Origin of the sequence: Bradyrhizobium jicamae (assembly GCF_018130695.1) — a bacterium.
Classification (GTDB): domain Bacteria; phylum Pseudomonadota; class Alphaproteobacteria; order Rhizobiales; family Xanthobacteraceae; genus Bradyrhizobium; species Bradyrhizobium jicamae_B.
On record NZ_JAFCJX010000028.1, the window covers coordinates 37,525 to 56,580 of the forward strand.

At 63.9% G+C, this 19,056-nt stretch carries 17 protein-coding genes; 7 read left to right on the forward strand and 10 right to left on the reverse strand.

The window, feature by feature from the left end; translation table 11 throughout:
• Position 1: 1 nt before the first annotated feature.
• Positions 2–2,005 carry a hypothetical protein gene (locus tag JQ604_RS31975; protein ID WP_212364693.1) on the forward strand — a complete coding sequence of 668 codons (2,004 nt, stop codon included), beginning with the start codon at positions 2–4 and terminating at the stop codon, positions 2,003–2,005.
• An 80-nt stretch (positions 2,006–2,085) separates the two neighbouring features.
• Here the strand turns inward: JQ604_RS31975 and gltA are convergent, their stop codons facing one another.
• Together gltA and gltX are read right to left on the reverse strand one after the other, a co-directional pair.
• Positions 2,086–3,387 (reverse strand): citrate synthase, encoded by a 1,302-nt coding sequence (gene gltA, locus JQ604_RS31980; RefSeq protein ID WP_212364694.1) that lies wholly within the window; start codon positions 3,385–3,387, stop codon positions 2,086–2,088.
• 160 nt (positions 3,388–3,547) lie between these two features.
• Positions 3,548–4,972, reverse strand: a complete 1,425-nt coding sequence (gltX, locus tag JQ604_RS31985; RefSeq protein ID WP_212364695.1) for a glutamate--tRNA ligase — start codon at positions 4,970–4,972, stop codon at positions 3,548–3,550.
• A 143-nt stretch (positions 4,973–5,115) separates the two neighbouring features.
• Here gltX and JQ604_RS31990 point away from each other — a divergent pair, with 143 nt between their 5' ends.
• Both JQ604_RS31990 and JQ604_RS31995 read left to right on the forward strand, forming a co-directional pair.
• Complete coding sequence (locus JQ604_RS31990) at positions 5,116–6,798, forward strand: glutamine--tRNA ligase/YqeY domain fusion protein (protein WP_212364696.1); 1,683 nt, start codon at positions 5,116–5,118, stop codon at positions 6,796–6,798.
• A 31-nt stretch (positions 6,799–6,829) separates the two neighbouring features.
• The gene (locus JQ604_RS31995; protein ID WP_212364697.1) at positions 6,830–7,231 is read left to right on the forward strand and encodes a YybH family protein; all 402 of its coding nucleotides are present in this window, start codon (positions 6,830–6,832) and stop codon (positions 7,229–7,231) included.
• Between the two features lie 46 nt (positions 7,232–7,277).
• On the opposite strand, the gene JQ604_RS32000 is transcribed toward JQ604_RS31995, so the two are convergent.
• Positions 7,278–7,535 carry a hypothetical protein gene (locus tag JQ604_RS32000; protein ID WP_212364698.1) on the reverse strand — a complete coding sequence of 86 codons (258 nt, stop codon included), beginning with the start codon at positions 7,533–7,535 and terminating at the stop codon, positions 7,278–7,280.
• Between the two features lie 689 nt (positions 7,536–8,224).
• Between JQ604_RS32000 and JQ604_RS32005 the strand changes: the two genes are divergently transcribed.
• A complete protein-coding gene (locus tag JQ604_RS32005; protein WP_249158966.1) occupies positions 8,225–8,731 on the forward strand; it encodes an SPW repeat domain-containing protein in 507 nt (168 codons plus the stop codon).
• Between the two features lie 200 nt (positions 8,732–8,931).
• Here JQ604_RS32005 and JQ604_RS32010 read toward each other — a convergent pair whose 3' ends face one another.
• A complete protein-coding gene (locus JQ604_RS32010) occupies positions 8,932–10,260 on the reverse strand; it encodes an MFS transporter (RefSeq protein WP_212364699.1) in 1,329 nt (442 codons plus the stop codon).
• A gap of 388 nt (positions 10,261–10,648) precedes the next feature.
• On the opposite strand from JQ604_RS32010, the gene JQ604_RS32015 reads away from it, so the two are divergent.
• Positions 10,649–12,931 (forward strand): ComEC/Rec2 family competence protein, encoded by a 2,283-nt coding sequence (locus JQ604_RS32015; RefSeq protein ID WP_212364700.1) that lies wholly within the window; start codon positions 10,649–10,651, stop codon positions 12,929–12,931.
• Here the strand turns inward: JQ604_RS32015 and JQ604_RS32020 are convergent, their stop codons facing one another.
• The 6 genes from JQ604_RS32020 to JQ604_RS32045 all read right to left on the reverse strand — a co-directional run bounded on the left by JQ604_RS32020 (position 12,932) and on the right by JQ604_RS32045 (position 18,150).
• On the reverse strand, positions 12,932–13,153 hold the full coding sequence (locus JQ604_RS32020) for a hypothetical protein (protein WP_212364762.1): 222 nt from the start codon (positions 13,151–13,153) through the stop codon (positions 12,932–12,934). It lies immediately after the preceding gene.
• 142 nt (positions 13,154–13,295) lie between these two features.
• Complete coding sequence (locus tag JQ604_RS32025) at positions 13,296–13,724, reverse strand: hypothetical protein (protein ID WP_212364701.1); 429 nt, start codon at positions 13,722–13,724, stop codon at positions 13,296–13,298.
• Between the two features lie 244 nt (positions 13,725–13,968).
• A complete protein-coding gene (gene lexA / locus JQ604_RS32030) occupies positions 13,969–14,670 on the reverse strand; it encodes a transcriptional repressor LexA (RefSeq protein WP_212364702.1) in 702 nt (233 codons plus the stop codon).
• 214 nt (positions 14,671–14,884) lie between these two features.
• Positions 14,885–16,096, reverse strand: coding sequence for a molybdopterin molybdotransferase MoeA (locus JQ604_RS32035; RefSeq protein WP_212364703.1), 1,212 nt, complete (start codon positions 16,094–16,096; stop codon positions 14,885–14,887).
• Positions 16,097–16,158: 62 nt separating this feature from the next.
• Positions 16,159–16,800: an HAD-IA family hydrolase gene (locus JQ604_RS32040; protein ID WP_212364704.1), complete on the reverse strand. Its 642-nt coding sequence runs from the start codon at positions 16,798–16,800 to the stop codon at positions 16,159–16,161.
• Between the two features lie 789 nt (positions 16,801–17,589).
• Entirely contained in the window at positions 17,590–18,150 is a 561-nt protein-coding gene (locus JQ604_RS32045; RefSeq protein WP_249158967.1) for a hypothetical protein, read from the reverse strand.
• Between the two features lie 189 nt (positions 18,151–18,339).
• Between JQ604_RS32045 and JQ604_RS32050 the strand changes: the two genes are divergently transcribed.
• Entirely contained in the window at positions 18,340–18,555 is a 216-nt protein-coding gene (locus tag JQ604_RS32050; protein ID WP_212364705.1) for a hypothetical protein, read from the forward strand.
• Between the two features lie 158 nt (positions 18,556–18,713).
• On the forward strand, positions 18,714–18,914 hold the full coding sequence (locus tag JQ604_RS32055) for a hypothetical protein (protein ID WP_433996304.1): 201 nt from the start codon (positions 18,714–18,716) through the stop codon (positions 18,912–18,914).
• Positions 18,915–19,056: the final 142 nt, after the last annotated feature.

A 19,056-nucleotide genomic window follows, 5' to 3' on the forward strand; every position in this document is an offset into this window, starting at 1 on the left:
CATGGCCAAGACCTATTCGATCTTCGGCGCCGGCGCGTCCGGCCTGTACACCGCCTGGCGCCTGCTCGATGGCAAGCCAGTGGGCGAGGGAGCCAAGGCGAAGCAGCTCGCCCATGGCGATACGCTCGAGCTCTACGATTGGGGCAAATACGATTTCTCCAAGGAGTATCCGGGGACGCGTGCCGCCGGCGCGCGGGTCTGCACCTGGCACTACAAGGACCAGAAGGACAGCTCCTACCTCGAGCTCGGCGGCATGCGCTATTCCGACTGGAACGGCGACAACGGCGGCGCTGCCGGCGGGCATCGGGTGGTCACGACCGTGATCAAGCAATTGGGCCTCGACCAATATGCAGTGCCGTTCAACACCTCGCCCAATCCGCTGTATTATCTGCGTACACGGAACATGTATCTGAACAGCATCACCTCGGCCAATCCGGCGCCGTACAAGGTCGATCACTACGGCGCCGACGATTCACCCGATACCGGCTTCACCACGGTGGAACTGCTGGCGGGCACCGCGAAGAATCTGCCGCAGACCCGTGCGGCCTGGTGCGAGTTCTACCAGGACGGCCACATCGTCGCCGACCTGCCGCAGACCGCAGTGTATCAAAAGGGCCAGCTGTTCAAGGACATCGGCTACTGGAACCTGATGTACGACCAGTTGGGATCGGAAGGTTTCAGCTATGTCGCCGACGGCAACGGCTACACCTCGAACGTCATCAACTGGAATTCGGCGGTCGCGCTGCAATCCAACAATGAATTTACGCCGGGCACCGAATACAAGACGCTGACCACGGGCTATTCCAGCATCTTCAACGCGCTGTTCGATGCGATCGTGGCGCTCGCAAAAGCCAGGGGCGTGCGCTTCGACTATCACCCCGACACGCGGCTGCATTCGATCCTCAAGACCGGCGACGGCATCCGCTATGCCATTGCGACGCGCAAGACACCGAACAAGAAATCGGCGACCCGGACCACGAACGCCGCCTGGCTCGCGATGCCGCGCTATGCGATCGACCTGGTGGCGCAGGCGACGCGCTATGAGGACCATGAGGGCCTCGACGTATTGAACCACCAGAAGGTCCAGTTCTTTCTGGAGTCGGCAATCATGCAACCGTCCTACAAGGTCGGCATGTTCTTCGACCAGGAATGGTGGACCGACACGACCAATCCGGCTCTGCAATATCCGGCCCCGATCCTGGCCTATGAGGTGACGCTGCAGGTGCTGGCTCGCCTCGCGAAGCAGGAGTTTCCGGCCCACTACATCGCAGCGATGAAGAACAGTCCGGCGATCCTCGAGACGCCGTACGCGTCGACGTCCGATTTCGTCCACGCGGTCGAGCATGCGATCCAGGAGCGGTTGACCGTGAAGCAGGAGGAGCAGCTGCTGGCTGCTGCCAAGCGCAACACCATCGGCCCGAGCGTCACCGACACGCCGATCCGCCAGGTCGTCTATTTCGGCAACAACGCGCGGGACCAGCATGCCAAGCCGGTGTTCGGCCTGCTCGCGAGCTATGACGACGAGATGTACACCGGCTTCTGGCAGGACCTCGAGCTCGGACCGGAGGCCGGGCGCAAGGTCCCGATCTCCGAGGACATGCAGCCGCTCGACGGGCCGCGCAAGGCACCCGACATCATGGTCAAGATGCTGCGTGCCCAGCTCGCGGCCGTGCATTTTGGTCCGCAATCCGATTATACGGCGGTGCCGGAGCCGCTCGAAACCAAATACATGGACTGGTCGCTGCCGCCGTTCAACGCCGGCTACCACGCCTATGCCGCGCATTACGACGTCTGCGACGTGCAGCAGAAGATCCGAAAACCTTCGCAACTGATCGATGGCGCGGACGCCGACATCTTCATCGTCGGCGAAACCTATTCCAACGACCAGGCCTGGGTGGAGGGCGCGTTCTGCACGGCTGAGTCGGTGCTGAACGACTTCTTCGGCATCGCGCCGATCATCGACGACAGCAACTATCCCTTCATCTGTCCGTCGCGCAAGAAGTAGGCGGTAGGGCCAAGCAAAACGAAAAAGCCGGACGCGGTGACCGCGTCCGGCTTTCTCATGGGCACCAGGTGCCGCGTGCTTTACTTGCGGTTCGCGATCTCGACGTAATCGCGGCGGCCGACGCCGGTGTAGAGCTGGCGCGGACGGCCGATCTTCTGCTGCGGATCCTCGATCATCTCGCTCCACTGGCTGATCCAGCCGACGGTGCGGGCGACCGCGAACAGCACGGTGAACATCGAGGTCGGGAAGCCCATCGCCTTCAGCGTGATGCCCGAGTAGAAGTCGACGTTCGGGTACAGCTTGCGGTCGATGAAGTAGGGATCGTTGAGCGCGATCTTCTCGAGCTCGAGCGCGACCTTCAGCATCGGATCGTCGCCATGGCCGGTCTCCTTGAGCACGGCATGACACATCTTCTGCATGATCTTGGCGCGCGGATCGTAGTTCTTGTAGACGCGGTGACCGAAGCCCATCAGGCGGACTTCCGAGTTCTTGTCCTTCACCTTGGCGATGAAGTCCGGAATCTTGTCGACCGTGCCGATGTCGGCGAGCATCGCGAGCGCTGCCTCATTGGCGCCGCCATGCGCCGGGCCCCACAGGCAGGCGATGCCGGCCGCAATGCAGGCGAACGGGTTGGCGCCGGAGGAACCGGCGATGCGCACCGTCGAGGTCGAGGCGTTCTGCTCGTGGTCGGCGTGCAGGATGAAGATCTTGTCGAGCGCGTCGGCGAGGACGGGGTTGATCTTGTAGTCCTCGCAGGGCACCGCGAAGCACATGTGCAGGAAGTTCTCGGCAAAGGAGAGCGAGTTCTTCGGGTACATGAAGGGCTGGCCGACGGTGTACTTGAAGGCCATCGCCGCCAGCGTCGGCACCTTGGCGATCATCCGCATCGACGCGATCATGCGCTGCTTCGGATCGTTGATGTCGGTCGAGTCGTGATAGAACGCGGCGAGCGCGCCGACGGCTGCGACCATGATCGCCATCGGATGGGCGTCGCGGCGGAAGCCCTGGAAGAAGCGGGCCATCTGCTCGTGCACCATCGTGTGGTGGATCACGCGATGGTCGAAGTCCTTCTTCTGCGCCGGGGTCGGCAGTTCCCCGTACAGCAGCAGATAGCAGGTCTCCAGGAAGTCGCCTTTCTCGGCGAGCTGCTCGATCGGATAGCCGCGGTACTCGAGCACACCGGCGTCGCCGTCGATGTAGGTGATCTTGGACTGGCAGCTGCCGGTCGAGGTGAAGCCGGGGTCGTAGGTGAAGACACCGGCCTGGCCGTAGAGCTTGCCGATGTCGATGACGTCAGGCCCGACCGTGCCGCTCAGGATCGGAAAATCGTAGTTCTTGTTGCCGATAGTGAGGGTGGCAGTCTTGCTGGATTTTGCGTCCATCGTGAAATCCCCGATGAAATCGTTGCGAAAACCGACCTTGCCCGGCGGCCGATGTGCGGCGCATGGCGGGGCGGGACGGCTTGTCTAGAAGGCGTCGGATGATGCGTAGCTTATTGCAATGTGCACTGCAAGATGGACCCTGGGCGGGATCCCGCCGGGCTCATCCGGCGGCCTGATCGGCCAGCCGGTCGAGGCATTCCTGGCGTCCCAGCACGGCCAGAACGTCGAAAATTCCCGGCGATGTCGTGCGTCCGGTGAGCGCCACCCGCAGCGGCTGGGCGACCGCGCCGAGCTTCAGATTGTTCGCTTCCGCGAAATTCCGCATGGCGGCCTCGGTCGTCTCCGCGCTCCAGTCGGTCACGGCCTCCAGCGCCGTCCGCAGCTGCCCGATCAGCTTGCGCGTCTCCGGCGTCAGCAGGGCTACGGCCTTCGGCTCGAGCTCGAGCGGACGGTCGGCGAAGATGAAATAGGCGCCCGCGATCAGCTCGATCAGCGTCTTGGCGCGCTCCTTCAGGCTCGGCATCGCGCGCAGCAATTGCGCGCGCGTGGTGTCGTTGAGCTTGGCTTTCAGCGCCGCGCCGTCGGGCACGTAGTCCAGCACATTCTCGAACTGGGTCACGAGGGATTGATCGTCGCTATGGCGGATATAATGGCCGTTGAGGTTCTCCAGCTTGGCAAAGTCGAACCGCGACGCGGAGCGGCCGATCGCCGACAGGTCGAATGCGGCGATCATCTCCTCCGTCGAGAAGATCTCCTGGTCGCCATGGCTCCAGCCGAGCCGGACCAGATAGTTGCGCAGCGCCGCGGGCAGGTAGCCCATGGCACGATAGGCCTCGACGCCGAGCGCGCCGTGGCGCTTCGACAGCTTGGCGCCGTCAGGCCCGTGGATCAGCGGGATGTGGGACATGCTGGGGATGGTCCATTCCAGCGCATCGTAGATCTGCTTCTGGCGTGCGGCATTGATCAGATGGTCGTCGCCGCGGATCACATGGGTGACGCCCATGTCGTGGTCGTCGACCACGACGGCCAGCATGTAGGTCGGCGTGCCGTCGCCCCGCAGCAGCACGAGATCGTCGAGGTTCTCGTTCTGCCAGACCACACGGCCCTGGACGTGGTCCTCGATCACGGTCTCGCCGGTCTGCGGCGCCTTCAGGCGGATGGTCGGCTTGACGCCATCAGGCGCCGTCGCGGGATCACGGTCGCGCCACATCCCGTCATAGAGGCGGGTGCGGCCTTCCGCGCGCGCCTTCTCGCGCATCGCGGTCAGCTCTTCGGCGGTGGCGTAGCAGTGATAGGCGCGGCCCGAGGCCAGCAGGCTCTCGGCTACCTCGCGGTGGCGGGCGGCGCGACTGAACTGGTAGATCACCTCGCCGTCCCAATCGAGCTCCAGCCACTTCAGGCCGTCCAGGATGGCGGCGATCGCAGGCTCCGTGGAGCGCTCGCGGTCGGTGTCCTCGATCCGCAGCAGCATCTTGCCGCCGTGCTTCCTGGCATAAAGCCAGTTGAACAGCGCGGTGCGGCCGCCCCCGATATGGAGGAAGCCGGTCGGCGAGGGGGCAAAGCGGGTGACGATGGAATCGGTCATGATCGGACTGGACATATGCGGGAACGGGCGTGGCTTATAGCAGGAACCGGGCATAACTAAAGCCTGCCGGCCCAGAAAGCAGGCTTGGCTCAAACGGGCGAATTTGGCAGAAGGTCCGCTCAGAGCTTCCAGGGAACCCTTTGATGACGAACGACACGGCGACGGCAGAGGCAGGGCGCGACTTCATCCGCGACATCGTCCAGGCTGATCTCTCCTCCAGGAAGCACAGCCTGATCGTGACGCGCTTCCCGCCGGAGCCGAACGGCTACCTGCATATCGGCCATGCCAAGTCGATCGCCCTGAACTTCGGCATCGCCCAGGAGTTCGCCGGCAAGTGCCATCTGCGCTTCGACGACACCAACCCGACCAAGGAAGAGCAGGAATATATCGATTCCATCCAGGCCGACGTGCGCTGGCTCGGCTACGATTGGGGAACCGACCTCTATTACGCCTCGGACTATTTCGAGCGGCTGTATGACTGGGCCGAAGGCCTGATCAAGGCCGGCCACGCCTATGTCGACGACCAGACCCAGGACCAGATCCGCGAGACGCGCGGCACGCTGACCGAGCCCGGCAAGAACTCGCCGTTCCGCGACCGCTCGGTCGAGGAGAACCTCGACCTGTTCCGCCGCATGAAGGCCGGCGAGTTTCCGAACGGCACCCGCGTGCTGCGCGCCAAGATCGACATGGCCGCCGGCAACATCAATCTGCGCGATCCCGTCCTGTACCGCATCCTGCACGCCCATCATCCGCGCACCGACGACGCCTGGTCGATCTATCCGAGCTACGACTATGCCCACGGCCAGTCGGACGCGATCGAAGGCATCACGCATTCGATCTGCACGCTGGAGTTCGAGGATCACCGGCCGCTCTACGAGTGGCTGCTCGACAAGCTGCCGGTGCCGTCGAAGCCGCGGCAGTATGAATTCGCCCGGCTCAACCTGACCTACACGCTGCTGTCGAAGCGCGTGCTGACCAATCTGGTGCGCGACGGCCATGTCTCCGGCTGGGACGATCCGCGGATGCCGACGATCGCGGGCCTCAAGCGGCGCGGCGTGCCGCCGGCCGCCGTGCGCGAATTCGTCAAGCGCATCGGTGTTGCCAAGGCCAACAGCGTGGTCGACGTCGGCATGCTCGAATTCTGCATCCGCGAAGAGCTGAACCGCACGGCGCTCCGCCGCATGGCGGTGCTGCGGCCGCTCAAGGTCGTGATCGAGAACTATCCGGAAGGGCAGGTCGAGGAGCTCGAGGCGATCAACCATCCGGACAATCCCGACGCCGGCACCCGCAAGATCGCCTTCAGCCGCGAGCTCTACATCGAGCGCGACGATTTCATGGAGAACCCGCCGAAGAAGTTCTTCCGCCTTTCGCCGGGCAACGAGGTGCGGCTCCGCTACGCCTACTTCGTCAAGTGCACGAGCGTGGTGAAGGACGCCTTGGGCGAGGTCGTCGAGCTCCGCTGCACCTACGATCCCGCGACCAAGGGCGGCAACGCGCCCGACGGCCGCAAGGTCAAGGCGACCATGCACTGGCTGTCGGCGGCGCAGTCGAAGCCGGCCGAGATTCGCGTCTACAACCAGCTGTTCTCGAACCCTAGCCCGAATGCCGGCAATTTCGTTCCCGACCTCAATCCGCAGTCGCTCGAGGTCCTGACCGACGCGCGCGTCGAGCCCGCGATCGCCGAGAGCAATTCGCTGGAAGCCATGCAGTTCGAGCGCCAGGGCTATTTCGTCCGCGACAAGGATTCGACCGCGGACAAGTTCGTCTTCAACCGCACCATAGGCCTGCGCGACACCTTTGCGAAGGAAGTCGGCGGCAAGGCATAGCGTCCGCGAGCGCGACGAACTGGAGGGGATGATGCCAAGCAACGCCGACGACATCGCCTCCGGGATGATCGCAAAGTGGTCCGCAGGCTTCGGCAAGCTCGATGCCGAGGTGCTGTCATCGCTCTACTCGAAGCACGCCTTCTTCTTCGGATCGAACCCGACGCTCTATCGCGGTCGCGACGGCGTGAAGAGCTACTTCAACGGCCTGCCGCGCTGGACCTCGCAACGTGTCGCATTTAGCGAGGTCAGTGCCGAGCAGGTCACGCTTGACCTCGTCAACATGGCGGGGATCGCGTCGTTCGATCTCGACGGCGGCACATCGTCGCTGTCGGTGAAGATCACCTGGGTGATCGTGCGCGAGGACGGCGACTGGAAGATCGCCTGCCATCACGTGTCGTCGCGGACGCCGTTGATTGACGGGGCGGGCCGGTAGTTCTTGTCGAACCAACAAACCCGCCTGTCGTCGCGCCTTCACTTCATTACTTGGTGCAGGTTTTCTCGGCAGTCATGGCTGTTTGTGCTTCTGCCTGTGTCCGATGCGCCATGCCGATGACCTTCATGTTGCCGCCAGCGGCAGGCTGGGCGCTGACAATCTGACATTTCATCGTCGTGGTATCTTGAGCCAGGTAGAACGAGGAACCTGATGGCGGAGCCTGACCGGTTGTTTTGTCCTGCTGCGCGAAAGAAGGTGCCGAGAATGCGAGGATAGCGACCGTCGCTAGAAGAATTTTCGTCATGGTGTCTACCTCCTGGTCTTGGACAGCGGGCAAATGGAGGCAGCCGATAATGGTTCCTGCGACGCGGGATTTATTTTCTGCGCGCTCCGTGGGCCGCTCTCGGGCCTGTCTCATGCGCCGCTGAGCCGTCGCGGCCTGGCTCGCAGGTATGAATCGCCTTGGCTGTCGCCGAATGTCGTGCGCGCTCGATCTCGATGGCGCACCCCCTTCAGGATCTCGGCACGAAGCTACGGGATCGTCCCACGTCCTGGCGAGTTGGTAGGGTCCCTAGGGCGTTCGGGGAGTATCAGGACTTCCGTCTGTACGTGTGATCAGCTCGAAAATGGCGACATGGGTGTTTTCCACCCAATACTCCAGCGTGTCACCGCAGATCGTACAGGATGCGTGACCGGTATGCGGCACCAGGAACTTCTCGTCAGTGCGATGATACTCGGCGCCGCAATTGTTACATCTGACAATCGCCATTTCGGAAGTATGCGCCTCCGCTCGCCCGTTTTCCAGTACGGATGGCTGCCATATTCAAACTCTCCACGCTGGACACTTCACCGCGCAGCAGGAAGACGTGATCGCACTTGAGTGCATGCGTCGCCGCGCCTGCGGTCTCAGCTCTGGCGCAGCCCGTGCATCAGCTTCATGGCGTCTGCTGCCAGGTTTTGGCCAGTTCGGCTTCGCCTTTGGTCTCAAGCTCGATGGCGTTCTGGGCCGCTTCCGCAATGGCCGGGCAGGGAGGCCGGCTGCCGGATCGCGAGGGGCAGCGGCAACACAACGCAGGCTGGACGGATGCCTTTTCCATCGGCGGCCCACCATATCCATGGAAGAGGGAGGTGAGCATTATGCGCATTCAACACTGGCAGGACGCTGCCAGCCTCTTGGTCGGCGTTTGGTTGGTCGTGTCGCCGTTTGCCCTGGGATTCTCCGGGGTAGCGCTCTGGATCTCAATCGCGCTCGGGCTTGGCGTCGTGCTGTTTGCCGTCGAGGCATTCATCGTTCCATCCTATCTGGAGGAATGGGGCGAGATGCTGATGGGACTGGCTCTGATACTGGCGCCCTGGACGTTCGGTTATGAAGCTGGATCGGTCACGACGAGCAGCGTGCTGGCCGGCATCGTGGTGATCCTGCTCGCTGGCTGGGAACTGCTGACGGATTGTGATTTCGCCACCTGGTGGCATGATCGCTGGCATCACCGGGCCGGCTGAGAAGCAAAGCCGATCGAACTATCGACCTGACCGCCATCAACTGGCGGCCGGAGACGGGGGATTGGCGTGGGGCTTCGGACGAAATCACGGCCGAAGGAAGAGGCAGAGCGGCACGACGTTGCAAAAACGCCGTCCGCTCTTGCCGAAGGCGAACAGTGACACTGGCAGCAGGCGGGTGACTCCTGCAGCGGCGTATTTCCTCACGCTGCCGTTCTCGCCTCGATCTGCTCCCAGATCCTGGTCCGGCGCGTCTCCGGCATCAGGAAGACGGCAAGCACGAAGCAGACGGCGGGGACGACGATCGGATAGATCAGCGCATAGCCGATGCTGCCGGTGGCTGCGAAAGCGGCAGACGTGATGAACGGGACCAACCCGCCGCCCCAGCCGTTGCCGATGTGATAGGGCACCGACACTGACGTGTACCTGATCCTGGCGGGGAAGTATTCCGCCAGGAACGCGCCGACCGGCCCGTACACCATCCCGACATAGCAAACCAGGATGAAGATGATAAAGACCGCGATCGGATAGTTGATGTTGCCGGGCTGCGTGACCGTTCCGAGCCACAGATACAGCGGGTAGTAAGTGAGCGCGGCTAGCAGCATGCCGCCCAGGATCACCGGCTTGCGGCCGATCTGATCGGACAGCCAACCGAAGAAGATCAGGCTCGGGGTGGCGATCAGCAACGCTGCGCCCACGATGTAGGCTGACGTCACGGGGTCGACCTTGGAGACCTGCTGCAGGAAGTACAATGCCCAGAACTGGCCGCTGTACCAGACCACGCCTTGTCCGATCAGGACGATGATGGCGATCCCGATGTATTTGATGTTGGCGCTGAGGAAGGCCTCCCTCCAGGGATTCCGGGTCATCTGGCCGCGCGCCTTGATCTCCTGGAAGATCGGGGTCTCCTGCAGTTGCAGGCGGATGTAGATCGCGATGGCCACCAGCAGGAACGACAGCAGGAATGGAACGCGCCATGCCCACTCGTCGAAGGCCTTGTTGCCGAACCATGTCCGGGTCAGGACGATCACGGCCAGCGACACCACGATCCCGAGCGTCGGCGAGGTCTGCAGCCAGCCAGTGTAGTAGCCGCGTCGGTCGTCGGGCACATGTTCGGCGACATAGGTGATGGCGCCGCCATATTCGCCGCCCAGGCACAGACCCTGGATCATTCGCAAGCCGAACAAAAGGAAAGCGGCCGTGAGACCGATCGATTGGTAGGTCGGGATCAAGCCGATCGCGCCCGTTCCCAATCCCATGCCGGTGAGCGTGATAAGGAAGGTATACTTGCGCCCCACCCGGTCGCCCATCCATCCGAACAGGAATGCTCCGAGCGGACGGATCAGGAATCCTGCGGTGAACAGCGCGATCGTGCTCAGCAGGGCTGCAACGGGATGGGATTGCTCGAAGAACTTGACCGACAGAACTGCGGCCAGGCTGCCAAAGATATAGAAGTCATACCATTCGATGATGTTTCCCACGGATGCTGCGACAATCACGCGGCGAAAATCCCTCGGTACTTGAACTGCCATGTGCGTCTCCCATCAAATCAAACGTCAATCCGCGCGTTTTGAGCGCTCTATTCGCTCGCGGAATGCGCTTGGGCGCGACGCGACAGGCGAGAGTTGCGAGTTGCGTCCGCAACGCCTTGTCTCAGGGGAATTCTGAGCCACCTGAGAAGAGCTCCAGCGGTCATCCGTACCGCGAGCTATGACCGCCTCTCGCCCGACTGTCCGGGAACGGAGGCGCAGGATCAGTCTAATCCCGATGGTCCTGGCGTCTTATGAGACTTTCGGCTCGATTGCTTGGCTGCAGGCCGAAGTTTGCCGACGCCAGCGCTGCATTCCGCTTCTGTTCCGCTAGCCCGGACGTGACACCTTCCGGTAGCTTTGGGTCTCGACAGGGATCGCAAGGCGAGGGATGGCAGAGCAGGGCACGACGCCGGGCGGCAAACGCGGCTATGCCGGCACGTGGCCGCCGCGCGCGGTTGCGCCTGCCGGCGGCTATGTGCCGGCGCCCGTCAGCATCTGGTCGCCCTTCGTCGAGACGTTGCGGCAATGGGCGAAGGCCGAGGCCGGCGCCGGCCGGCTGTTGCCGTGGGTGCCGGTGGCGTTCGGATCAGGCATTGCCTTGTACTTCGCGGCCGAGCACGAGCCGGTGCTGTCGGCCGCGGCCGTCGTTGCGATCACGCTGTGCGGTGTTGCGCTGCTGCTCCGGCGGCAGAAGCTGTTTCCGGCGCTGGTGATGCTGGCCGCGGTTGCGGCGGGCTTTGCCACCGCGACATGGAAGACGGCGCGCATTGCGCACACCGTGCTGGCGCGGCCGATCTTCTCGGCCTCGCTGACTGGTTTCGTCGAGACCCGCGACATCAGGGAGAAGACGGATCGGTTCGTGCTGCGTGTCGTCAGCATGGAGAGCCAGCGCGATGCGACAAGGCTCGTGCGCGTGCGGCTGTCGGTGAAGAAGGGCACGGCGCCCGACGTCGGCAGCTTTGTCGAATTGAAGGCGCGGCTGTTGCCGCCGCTCGGGCCGCAGCGGCCGGGCTCCTATGATTTCGGCCGCGATCTCTACTTCCAGGGCATCGGCGCCTCCGGCTTCGTAATGGGCGCGATCAAGGTCAGCGAGCCCCCGGCCAGCGGCGGCCTCGCGCTGCGTTACGCCGCGTTCATGCAGGGCCTGCGCGACGCCATCGATGCGCGCATCCGCGCCACGCTCGACGGCGACAAGCGTGCGATTGCAACCGCGCTCTTGACCGGCCGGCGCGATGCGATCTCCGAGCCGGTCAACGATGCGATGTTCATCTCCGGGCTCGGCCACGTGCTGTCGATCTCGGGCTACCACATGGCGGTCGTCGCAGGCGTCGTGTTCTTTGCGGTCCGCGCGCTGCTGGCGCTGTTTCCGGCGCTGACGGTGAGCCATCCGATCAAGAAATGGTCGGCGATGGCTGCGCTGGTCGCCGCGGCGTTCTATCTGCTGCTGTCGGGGGCGGAGGTCGCGACCCAGCGCTCGTTCTTCATGACGGCGGTGGTGCTGATCGCGGTCATGGTCGATCGCCGCGCGGTGACGTTCCGCACGCTGGCGGTGGCCGCGCTGATCGTGCTCGCGATCGCGCCGGAGGCACTGGTGCATCCGAGTTTCCAGATGTCGTTCGCGGCGACGCTCGGGCTCGTCGCGCTGGTGCAGATCGGAATGCCGAACCTGTTCGCCTCGCCCGATCACTCCGCGACCGCGCGCGTCGCGCTGTGGGGCGGGCGGGAGATCAGCATGCTGGTGCTGGCCTCGCTGGTGGCGGGGCTTGCGACCACGCCCTATGCCGCGTTCCACTTCCACCGCGTCACGCCCTATGGGCTGCTCGCCAATCTGGCGGCGATGCCGGTGGTCTCCGCGATCGTGATGCCGGCCGGCCTGCTTGGGCTGGCGCTTATGCCCTTCGGTTTTGACGGCATTTGCTGGACCGTGATGGGGTGGGGCATCGACTGGATGATCGCGGTCACGCAATGGGTAGCTAGCCTGCCCGGCGCCGTCGGCCGGGTCACGGCGTTCGGCATCGGCCCGCTGATTGCGGCAAGCGCGGGGCTGATCCTGCTCGGCCTGCTGCGGACGCCGCTGCGCTGGTCCGGCGTGGCGCTACTGGTGGTCGCCGCCGTGTGGGCCGCGCGTGTCCCGCAGCCGGACATCCTGATCTCCGGCGACGGCCGCAACGTCGCGGTGCGCGGCACCGACGGGCGGCTGCATCTGATGCGGACGGGCAAGGACGCGTTCCTGGTGAAGGAGTGGCTGGCGGCAGATGCCGATGCGCGCACCGCAAGCGATGCCTCGCTGGCGGAGGGGGTCTCCTGCGATGACGGGGGCTGCGTGACGCAGACGACCTCTGGTGGCTTCGTCGCCCTGGCGGGTCGCCCTGAGGCGCTGGCGGAGGATTGCGAGCGGGCGGCGCTGATCGTCACCGCGCGCCCCGTGCCGCAGGGCTGTGCGGCCGCCGTGATCGACGCCGCACGGTTGCGCCGGCAGGGCGCGCTGGCGCTCAAGAGGGGCAGGGATGGCTTTGTGGTCGACGCCGTCAAGCCCGGCGGGATCGACCGGCCGTGGTCGCCGGCGGTTCCCGGCGATGGCGAGCCTGAGACCACGCTGCGGATTCCCGGGGCGGCGCGGCCTGCCGTTGATGCGACGCCGGCGGAGACCGACTTGCAACCGGATGACTAATTAGGTGTCAGAAGGGCCGCTCGGGAGATCGAAGGCGCCGAGGTGGTACTCGTCGGAATCGGGCCCGCCGCCGGGGAGCTTGACCAGGGTGAAGGCGGCGTCGGGGTATTGCTCCCAGATCTTCAGGTCGTCGGCCGTCACCGTCAGCCAGCCGAACCGGAACATGTACCGGCCCGGCTCGGTGACGCGTCCGGCGCGTTGCCATGTGACCTTTTCGACCATCATGTCCCTCGATCGGACGCGATGATGCGCCAAGGCCGCGATCGACGCAATTTCTTCATTTGCCCCGGAACGCGCGCTCCGGGGCCAGTTCGAAATCGCTTTGGTCATGCGCTGCGGGATCGTTGCCGCAGCCAAGACGGTCTCAACTCAAAAACAGCGATGCGAATGCGGATGGCCTGGTCTCGACCGCCTTCGGCTTCTGTTCGGCGGGCTGACCCTGCACTGGCAGTTGCAGCACGGTGACCTTCTGTCCCTCGCAGAGCTGCGTCACCAGCACGTGGCTGCCATCGGGGAATTCGACGGCGTCGTGATGGCGGTCGGGCACGTCGGGCTGCACCTCGTTGAACACGCCGACGCGATAGCCGACGGTCTTGGTCCAGATCCAGCGGCTGTCGTAGCGGACGTTTTCGGCGAAGGCGAGCTCAGTGCCCGGCAGCATGCAGACTGCGACAGCGCGATCGCTCTCGGATGCGAAACCGCGCGTCGAGGTGCCGCGGAAGGTGGTGGTGACCAGCGTCTCGCCGACAACGGCAGGGCGCGATTGCACCGCATGCAGGCTATAGTCACACATCGGATGGCTCCTCGGTTCGAGATAGCGACCCGTGCCTCTCTCCGAGGCGCAGGCCTCTACCAGAGTGGACAATAGCATCTAAGCATCACCCTGCTTCTTGGCAATTGTGGGGTACTTGACGCCTGTGAAATCACAAACGCGCTAACGACGTGTTGGTTCAAAAACTGCGGGCCAATGCAAACAAGCCCCAGCTTGGGGCCGGGGCTTGTTGGTGCTGAAGTAAAGTGCAGTCGCGGCAGCGCGCTCAGTATTTGCGGTACAGCCCGATCAGCTTGCCCTGGATGCGGACGCGGTTGGGCGGCAGGATGCGCACCTCATAGGCGGTATTGGCGGGCTCGAGCGCGATCGAGGCGCCGCGGCGGCGGAAGCGCTTCAGGGTGGCTTCCTCCTCGTCGATCAGGGCCACCACGATGTCGCCGGTGTTGGCGACGTCGTTGCGCTGGATCAGCGCCATGTCGCCGTCGAGGATGCCGGCATCGACCATGGAGTCGCCGCGCACCTCCAGCGCATAATGCTCGCCGGAGCCGAGCATGTCGGGCGGCACGCTGATGGTGTGGCTGCGGGTCTGCAGCGCCTCGATCGGGGTACCGGCGGCAATCCGGCCCATCACGGGGACGGCGACCGGGCGGTTGCCGTCATCCTCGGCGATCGGCGGCGTGCTGGCGCGCTTGCCCAGCGTGCCCTCGATGACGCTCGGCGTGAAGCCGCGGCGGTTGCCGCCGGCGGCCGACAATTCCGGCAGCTTGATCACCTCGATCGCCCGCGCGCGGTTGGGCAGGCGGCGGATGAAGCCGCGCTCTTCCAGCGCGGTGATCAGACGGTGGATCCCCGACTTCGAGCGCAGGTCGAGCGCGTCCTTCATCTCGTCGAAGGAGGGCGGCACGCCGGCCTCTTTCAGCCGTTCATTGATGAAACGCAGAAGCTCGTACTGTTTGCGCGTAAGCATCGCGAGTATTCCCCCGGTTGGTATCGGTCTTCGGTGTCCGAGCGTTCATTCCGAGTGTTCGACTGACTCAACCTCGGGAGCGGCGCTCCCACTTTTGGACACTAGGGCTCGAAACAAATCATGAACGGACACTATATGTTCGATACATGTTCCGCAACCACTTAATTTCAGGTGAATGCGATCAGGTTTCCCTATGGCACACGCGACGCGCGGCTCATTCCGGGAGCGTCAGGATCTCGCAAACCGAGCCGCGCGCGGTGGCCTTCGCAAACGGCGGACGCACGAGAAGTGCCCGTGCCGCAGCGAGATTTCCCAACAACGAGCTGTCCTGCTTGTCGACGGGCGTTGCGATCAAATGGCCGTCGTCGCGCTTCTCGATGGTGGCGCGCAGATAGTCCTCGCGCTGGTCGTTGGGGCCAAGGTCGCGGCCGAGCAGGGCGCTCTTTCTGACGTGATGGACGTCGCTTTGGCCGCTCAAAGCCCGAATCAACGGCACCAGAAACAGGTAGGCGCAGACGTATGACGACACGGGATTGCCGGGCAGGCCGATCACCCGCATGGCGCCGAGCCGGCCGTGCATCATCGGCTTGCCCGGCCGCATCGCGATCCGCCAGAACGCCATCCTGACGCCCTCGGCTTCCAGCGACTGCTTGACCAGATCGTGGTCGCCGACCGAGGCGCCGCCGGTGGTGATCAGGATATCGGCGCCCGACTCAGAGGCGCGGCGGATGCCTGATGTGGTGGCCGCGACGGTATCGGCGGCAACCCCGAGATCGATGGTGTCGGCGCCTTCGGCCCGCGCCAGAGCGCGCAGCGCATAGCCGTTGGAATAGATGATCTGGCCGGGACTAGGCTCGGAGCCCGGCATCACCAGTTCGTCGCCGGTCGCGAGCACGGCGACCTTGGGCCGGCGCCGCACCGGCAGTTCCGGATAATTCATCGAGGCCGCCAGCGACAGTGCGCGGTCGGAGAGGCGGCTGCCTTTGGCGAGCAGCACGTCGCCTTCCCGAAAATCGACGCCGGCGGGGCGGATGTGCCGTCCCTTGGCGGCAGCCTCGGTGATGGTGATGTGGTCGCCGTCGGTGGCGGTGTCTTCCTGGATGATCACGGCATCCGCACCATCGGGGATCACGCCGCCGGTGAAGATGCGCACGGCTTCGCCTGCGCCGACCTTGCGCTCGAACGGCCGGCCGGCTGCGACCTCGCCGATCACCTTGAGCCGCGCCGAGAGGTCGGCGGCGTCGGCGGCGCGCACCGCGTAGCCATCCATCGCCGACATCGCCTGCGGCGGCTGGGTGCGCTTGGCGGCGAGGTCGCGCGCCAGCGTGCGGTGATAGGCGGCATCGAGCGCGACCATTTCTTCAGGCATCGGCTCGGCGCCGGCCAGGATCGCAGCTAACGCATCGGCAACCGGCATCAAGGCCACGGGCGCACTCGCTTTTTCTGGGAGCATGATCTCAACGGAAAACCGGTACCCACTTTTCCGGATCACGCTCCGCGTGGAAGTATCTCTAGCTCAGTCAGTGCCCGTGCCACGTCATCCATCGATGTCACGTGGACGGCACAAAGGCCACGCGCCCGTGCGCCCTCGATATTGGCGGCCGAGTCGTCGAAGAACAGGATCCGCGACGCCGGCACGCCGATCGCTTTGACCACGTGATCATAGGCCTCGGCGTCGGGTTTTCTCAAGCCGATCGAAGAGGACAGGAAGATCTCGCGGAAATGGCTCAGGACCTCGGCATATTCTTTCGAGAAATGCGCGATATGGGCCGGGTTGGTGTTGGAGAAGGCGTACAGTGGCAGCCGCTGGCCGGCCGCGGCCAGCATCTGCGCAATGCCGGGCATCTCGCCGGTGAAGATCGAATTCCAGCCGCTCAGGAACTGCGCATCCGTGATGCCGATGCCGAGCGAGCCGCGCAGATTGTCGAAGAAGGTGGCGTCGTCGATCCGACCGGTCTCGTGATGCCTGAAACTGTCGTCGACGACGAAGCGCGTTGTCAGGTCGGTGGCGGCGCAGCCGGCATGCGCCGCCCATGTCGCCATCACCTGGTCGAAGCTGATATCGATCACGACGCGGCCGATGTCGAACAGCAGCACGTCGATGGAGCCGGGGGAGATTTGCGCGGTCATTGCTGCACGGTGTTACGAAAATTGCGGGCAGGCGGCAATGGGTGGAGCAGGGCAGTCTCAGCATCGTCATCCTGGCGGAAGCCAGGGGATCCATTACCACCGAGTTGTGAAAGGGGTCGTGGCCCCAGCGTCGCGTAGCAATTCGCATTCGGGGTAATGGGCTTTCGCCAGGACGACGAATGTGTGGCACGCGCCAATCTCGACAACTCGCAGTTCCGCATTCTCGCGACATGATTTGTCCGAGGTTTTCCGTTCGTTTCGCCCTCTCTCTAGATCGAGGGCGCAGGGAAGACCGGGTGCACGCCGCACCCGCGGTCTCGTGCGCAATGAGTAGAAAGTTGCGCACACGAGCATACAGGTTTGGCTGAGACATCCCGGCCTTCCCCGCGCGATGGCTTTACGGCTTATACGTGCTCGCCCTGGTGAGACTCTGCTTTTGTGCCACCATCATCCGCGATCGGCTTTGGACCTCTCGCGGGCTTACCACCAACATCGGGGCGGCAGGCCCACACGACTTCGCCGTACGCCTTGCGCGCGCACATCTATCGCACGTTCGGCGTCCACCGCATCCCGACCCGCGTTCCGGACGTTGCGCAACGCCCCTCGTGTCGGGTGAGACGGGAGGAATTATACGTCTGATTTGGCCTTCGGATAAAGAGAAATATTTTTGCGTTCGGGGCTTGACACGATTCCGTCATTCCGAACTGATTTGCCCGTCGTGTCGAAATTGTCACAGTCCGGTGTGCTCGGCAGGGAGCCAACGGGGCATCTGCACCGTGCTCTGCAAGCCTACTTGCCGGTCAGGGACAGGCTGATGCGCGTGACAATGCCGTCCCATTTTCGCTCTTCTCGCGCCGGATAGTTGATCAAGACGCAGTGGATCAACTCCTTTGAGAAGTTGCATCTGTCGTACCAGACCTTGTCCCCCTTGTAGCTCGAAACGACAAAGAAGCGGGGAGTCACACGTTTGTACTGGATATTCGGTGGAGGATTCTTCTTCGCAAGATACGCTGCCGGCGAGTCCTGCGAGACATTGGCGACGGACTGTATCGTCAGATCGGCTCGCCCGTCCGCGGTCCGAAAGCGCTGCCCATAACCCTCCGGCCTGTCCACGGCTTCCGTAAAGATCGATGAGGGAAAATCGACCGAGGTCGCCGTCTGCGGGATCGTGAAGGTCGTCCACGTTACAGTCTCCGCTCGCGCGGTCGGACCTGGGATCGTGAGCGAAACAGTCAGGCCGAACAGCGCGAGAAGGCGACGACGCCGATTTGCCGCGCCGTCGCAGTCATCGGCGACACGGCTGGACCAATCGGTATCGACGGCTCTTCGCAGCGGTGCAGTATCGGCCATCCCTGATGCTCCGAGAGGCATATTTGCTGGCAACTCAGCATACCCGTGAAAGTTTCCAATTCCTCCCGCGGGGGCTCTCCCTGCTTCGCTCCGCCTTCGATCGATTGCGACTTGTTGCTACCCGCCCGGATCGGAACGGACCGGCGCGCTCGCGCGTTCGCAGGAGGTTACCTTGGCTGTGTGTCGAGCATGCACAACGAAGCACTTCAGGATGAGTTGAGGCGGCTGGAGCGCGAGGTCGTTGAAGCCGAGCGTCGGCTTGCGGAGCAGGAAACGCTGCTCGTCGACTTGAAGAGGCAAGGCCAGGATACCAACAAGGCCAGCGCCGAGCTCGAAATGATGCGCGACCAGCAGCGTCGTCGCCAGGCAGACCGGCTGCGCCTTCTCTCGCTGCTGCAGCCATAGCCTTCTGTTTGGCATTCTGTTTGGAACGAAGACTCCCTCTCACGAATCTATTCGGCGCCGACCGGCTCAATTCGGACTCCTCAGCCCATTGGGCAGGCGGCCGGCGGCCCTGGCACGTTGCGCAAGGCCGGGGCCGTTGGCATTCGGAAGACTGTACGGTGATCAAGATGGCCGACCGGCTAAAACTCTATCACTTGTTTGCGGTTGACGCCGCCGGCGTTGCGACCGCGACCTATGAATTCAATTGCAGCGACGAGGAAGAAGCCAGGATCCGCGCCAGGACGTATTTGGGGCGACATGACATGCTCGAGCTCTGGATCGCCCACAAGAGGATCGCGCGGTTGAACCGCGGCGAATGACTGCCGAGCAAGGTCTGTCTGTCGCTCATGCCAGCCGTCGGCACGTCACCGAATTAGGCTAGCGTTTTGGGGCGCGGCGTCCTCAGCCCCAAATCTTAGATTGCCGCGCGCCTCCCAACGGCCCCGGCCGGCCTAGGCCCGG

What these genes read in the sequence shown, in the direction of transcription:
- JQ604_RS31975 (WP_212364693.1), top strand. Translation starts at nt 2, where the DNA reads ATGGCCAAGACCTATTCGATCTTCGGCGCCGGCGCGTCCGGCCTGTAC.
- gltA (WP_212364694.1), bottom strand. Translation starts at nt 3,387, where the DNA reads ATGGACGCAAAATCCAGCAAGACTGCCACCCTCACTATCGGCAACAAG.
- gltX (WP_212364695.1), bottom strand. Translation starts at nt 4,972, where the DNA reads ATGACCGATTCCATCGTCACCCGCTTTGCCCCCTCGCCGACCGGCTTC.
- JQ604_RS31990 (WP_212364696.1), top strand. Translation starts at nt 5,116, where the DNA reads ATGACGAACGACACGGCGACGGCAGAGGCAGGGCGCGACTTCATCCGC.
- JQ604_RS31995 (WP_212364697.1), top strand. Translation starts at nt 6,830, where the DNA reads ATGCCAAGCAACGCCGACGACATCGCCTCCGGGATGATCGCAAAGTGG.
- JQ604_RS32000 (WP_212364698.1), bottom strand. Translation starts at nt 7,535, where the DNA reads ATGACGAAAATTCTTCTAGCGACGGTCGCTATCCTCGCATTCTCGGCA.
- JQ604_RS32005 (WP_249158966.1), top strand. Translation starts at nt 8,225, where the DNA reads ATGGCGTTCTGGGCCGCTTCCGCAATGGCCGGGCAGGGAGGCCGGCTG.
- JQ604_RS32010 (WP_212364699.1), bottom strand. Translation starts at nt 10,260, where the DNA reads ATGGCAGTTCAAGTACCGAGGGATTTTCGCCGCGTGATTGTCGCAGCA.
- JQ604_RS32015 (WP_212364700.1), top strand. Translation starts at nt 10,649, where the DNA reads ATGGCAGAGCAGGGCACGACGCCGGGCGGCAAACGCGGCTATGCCGGC.
- JQ604_RS32020 (WP_212364762.1), bottom strand. Translation starts at nt 13,153, where the DNA reads ATGGTCGAAAAGGTCACATGGCAACGCGCCGGACGCGTCACCGAGCCG.
- JQ604_RS32025 (WP_212364701.1), bottom strand. Translation starts at nt 13,724, where the DNA reads ATGTGTGACTATAGCCTGCATGCGGTGCAATCGCGCCCTGCCGTTGTC.
- lexA (WP_212364702.1), bottom strand. Translation starts at nt 14,670, where the DNA reads ATGCTTACGCGCAAACAGTACGAGCTTCTGCGTTTCATCAATGAACGG.
- JQ604_RS32040 (WP_212364704.1), bottom strand. Translation starts at nt 16,800, where the DNA reads ATGACCGCGCAAATCTCCCCCGGCTCCATCGACGTGCTGCTGTTCGAC.
- JQ604_RS32045 (WP_249158967.1), bottom strand. Translation starts at nt 18,150, where the DNA reads ATGGCCGATACTGCACCGCTGCGAAGAGCCGTCGATACCGATTGGTCC.
- JQ604_RS32050 (WP_212364705.1), top strand. Translation starts at nt 18,340, where the DNA reads ATGCACAACGAAGCACTTCAGGATGAGTTGAGGCGGCTGGAGCGCGAG.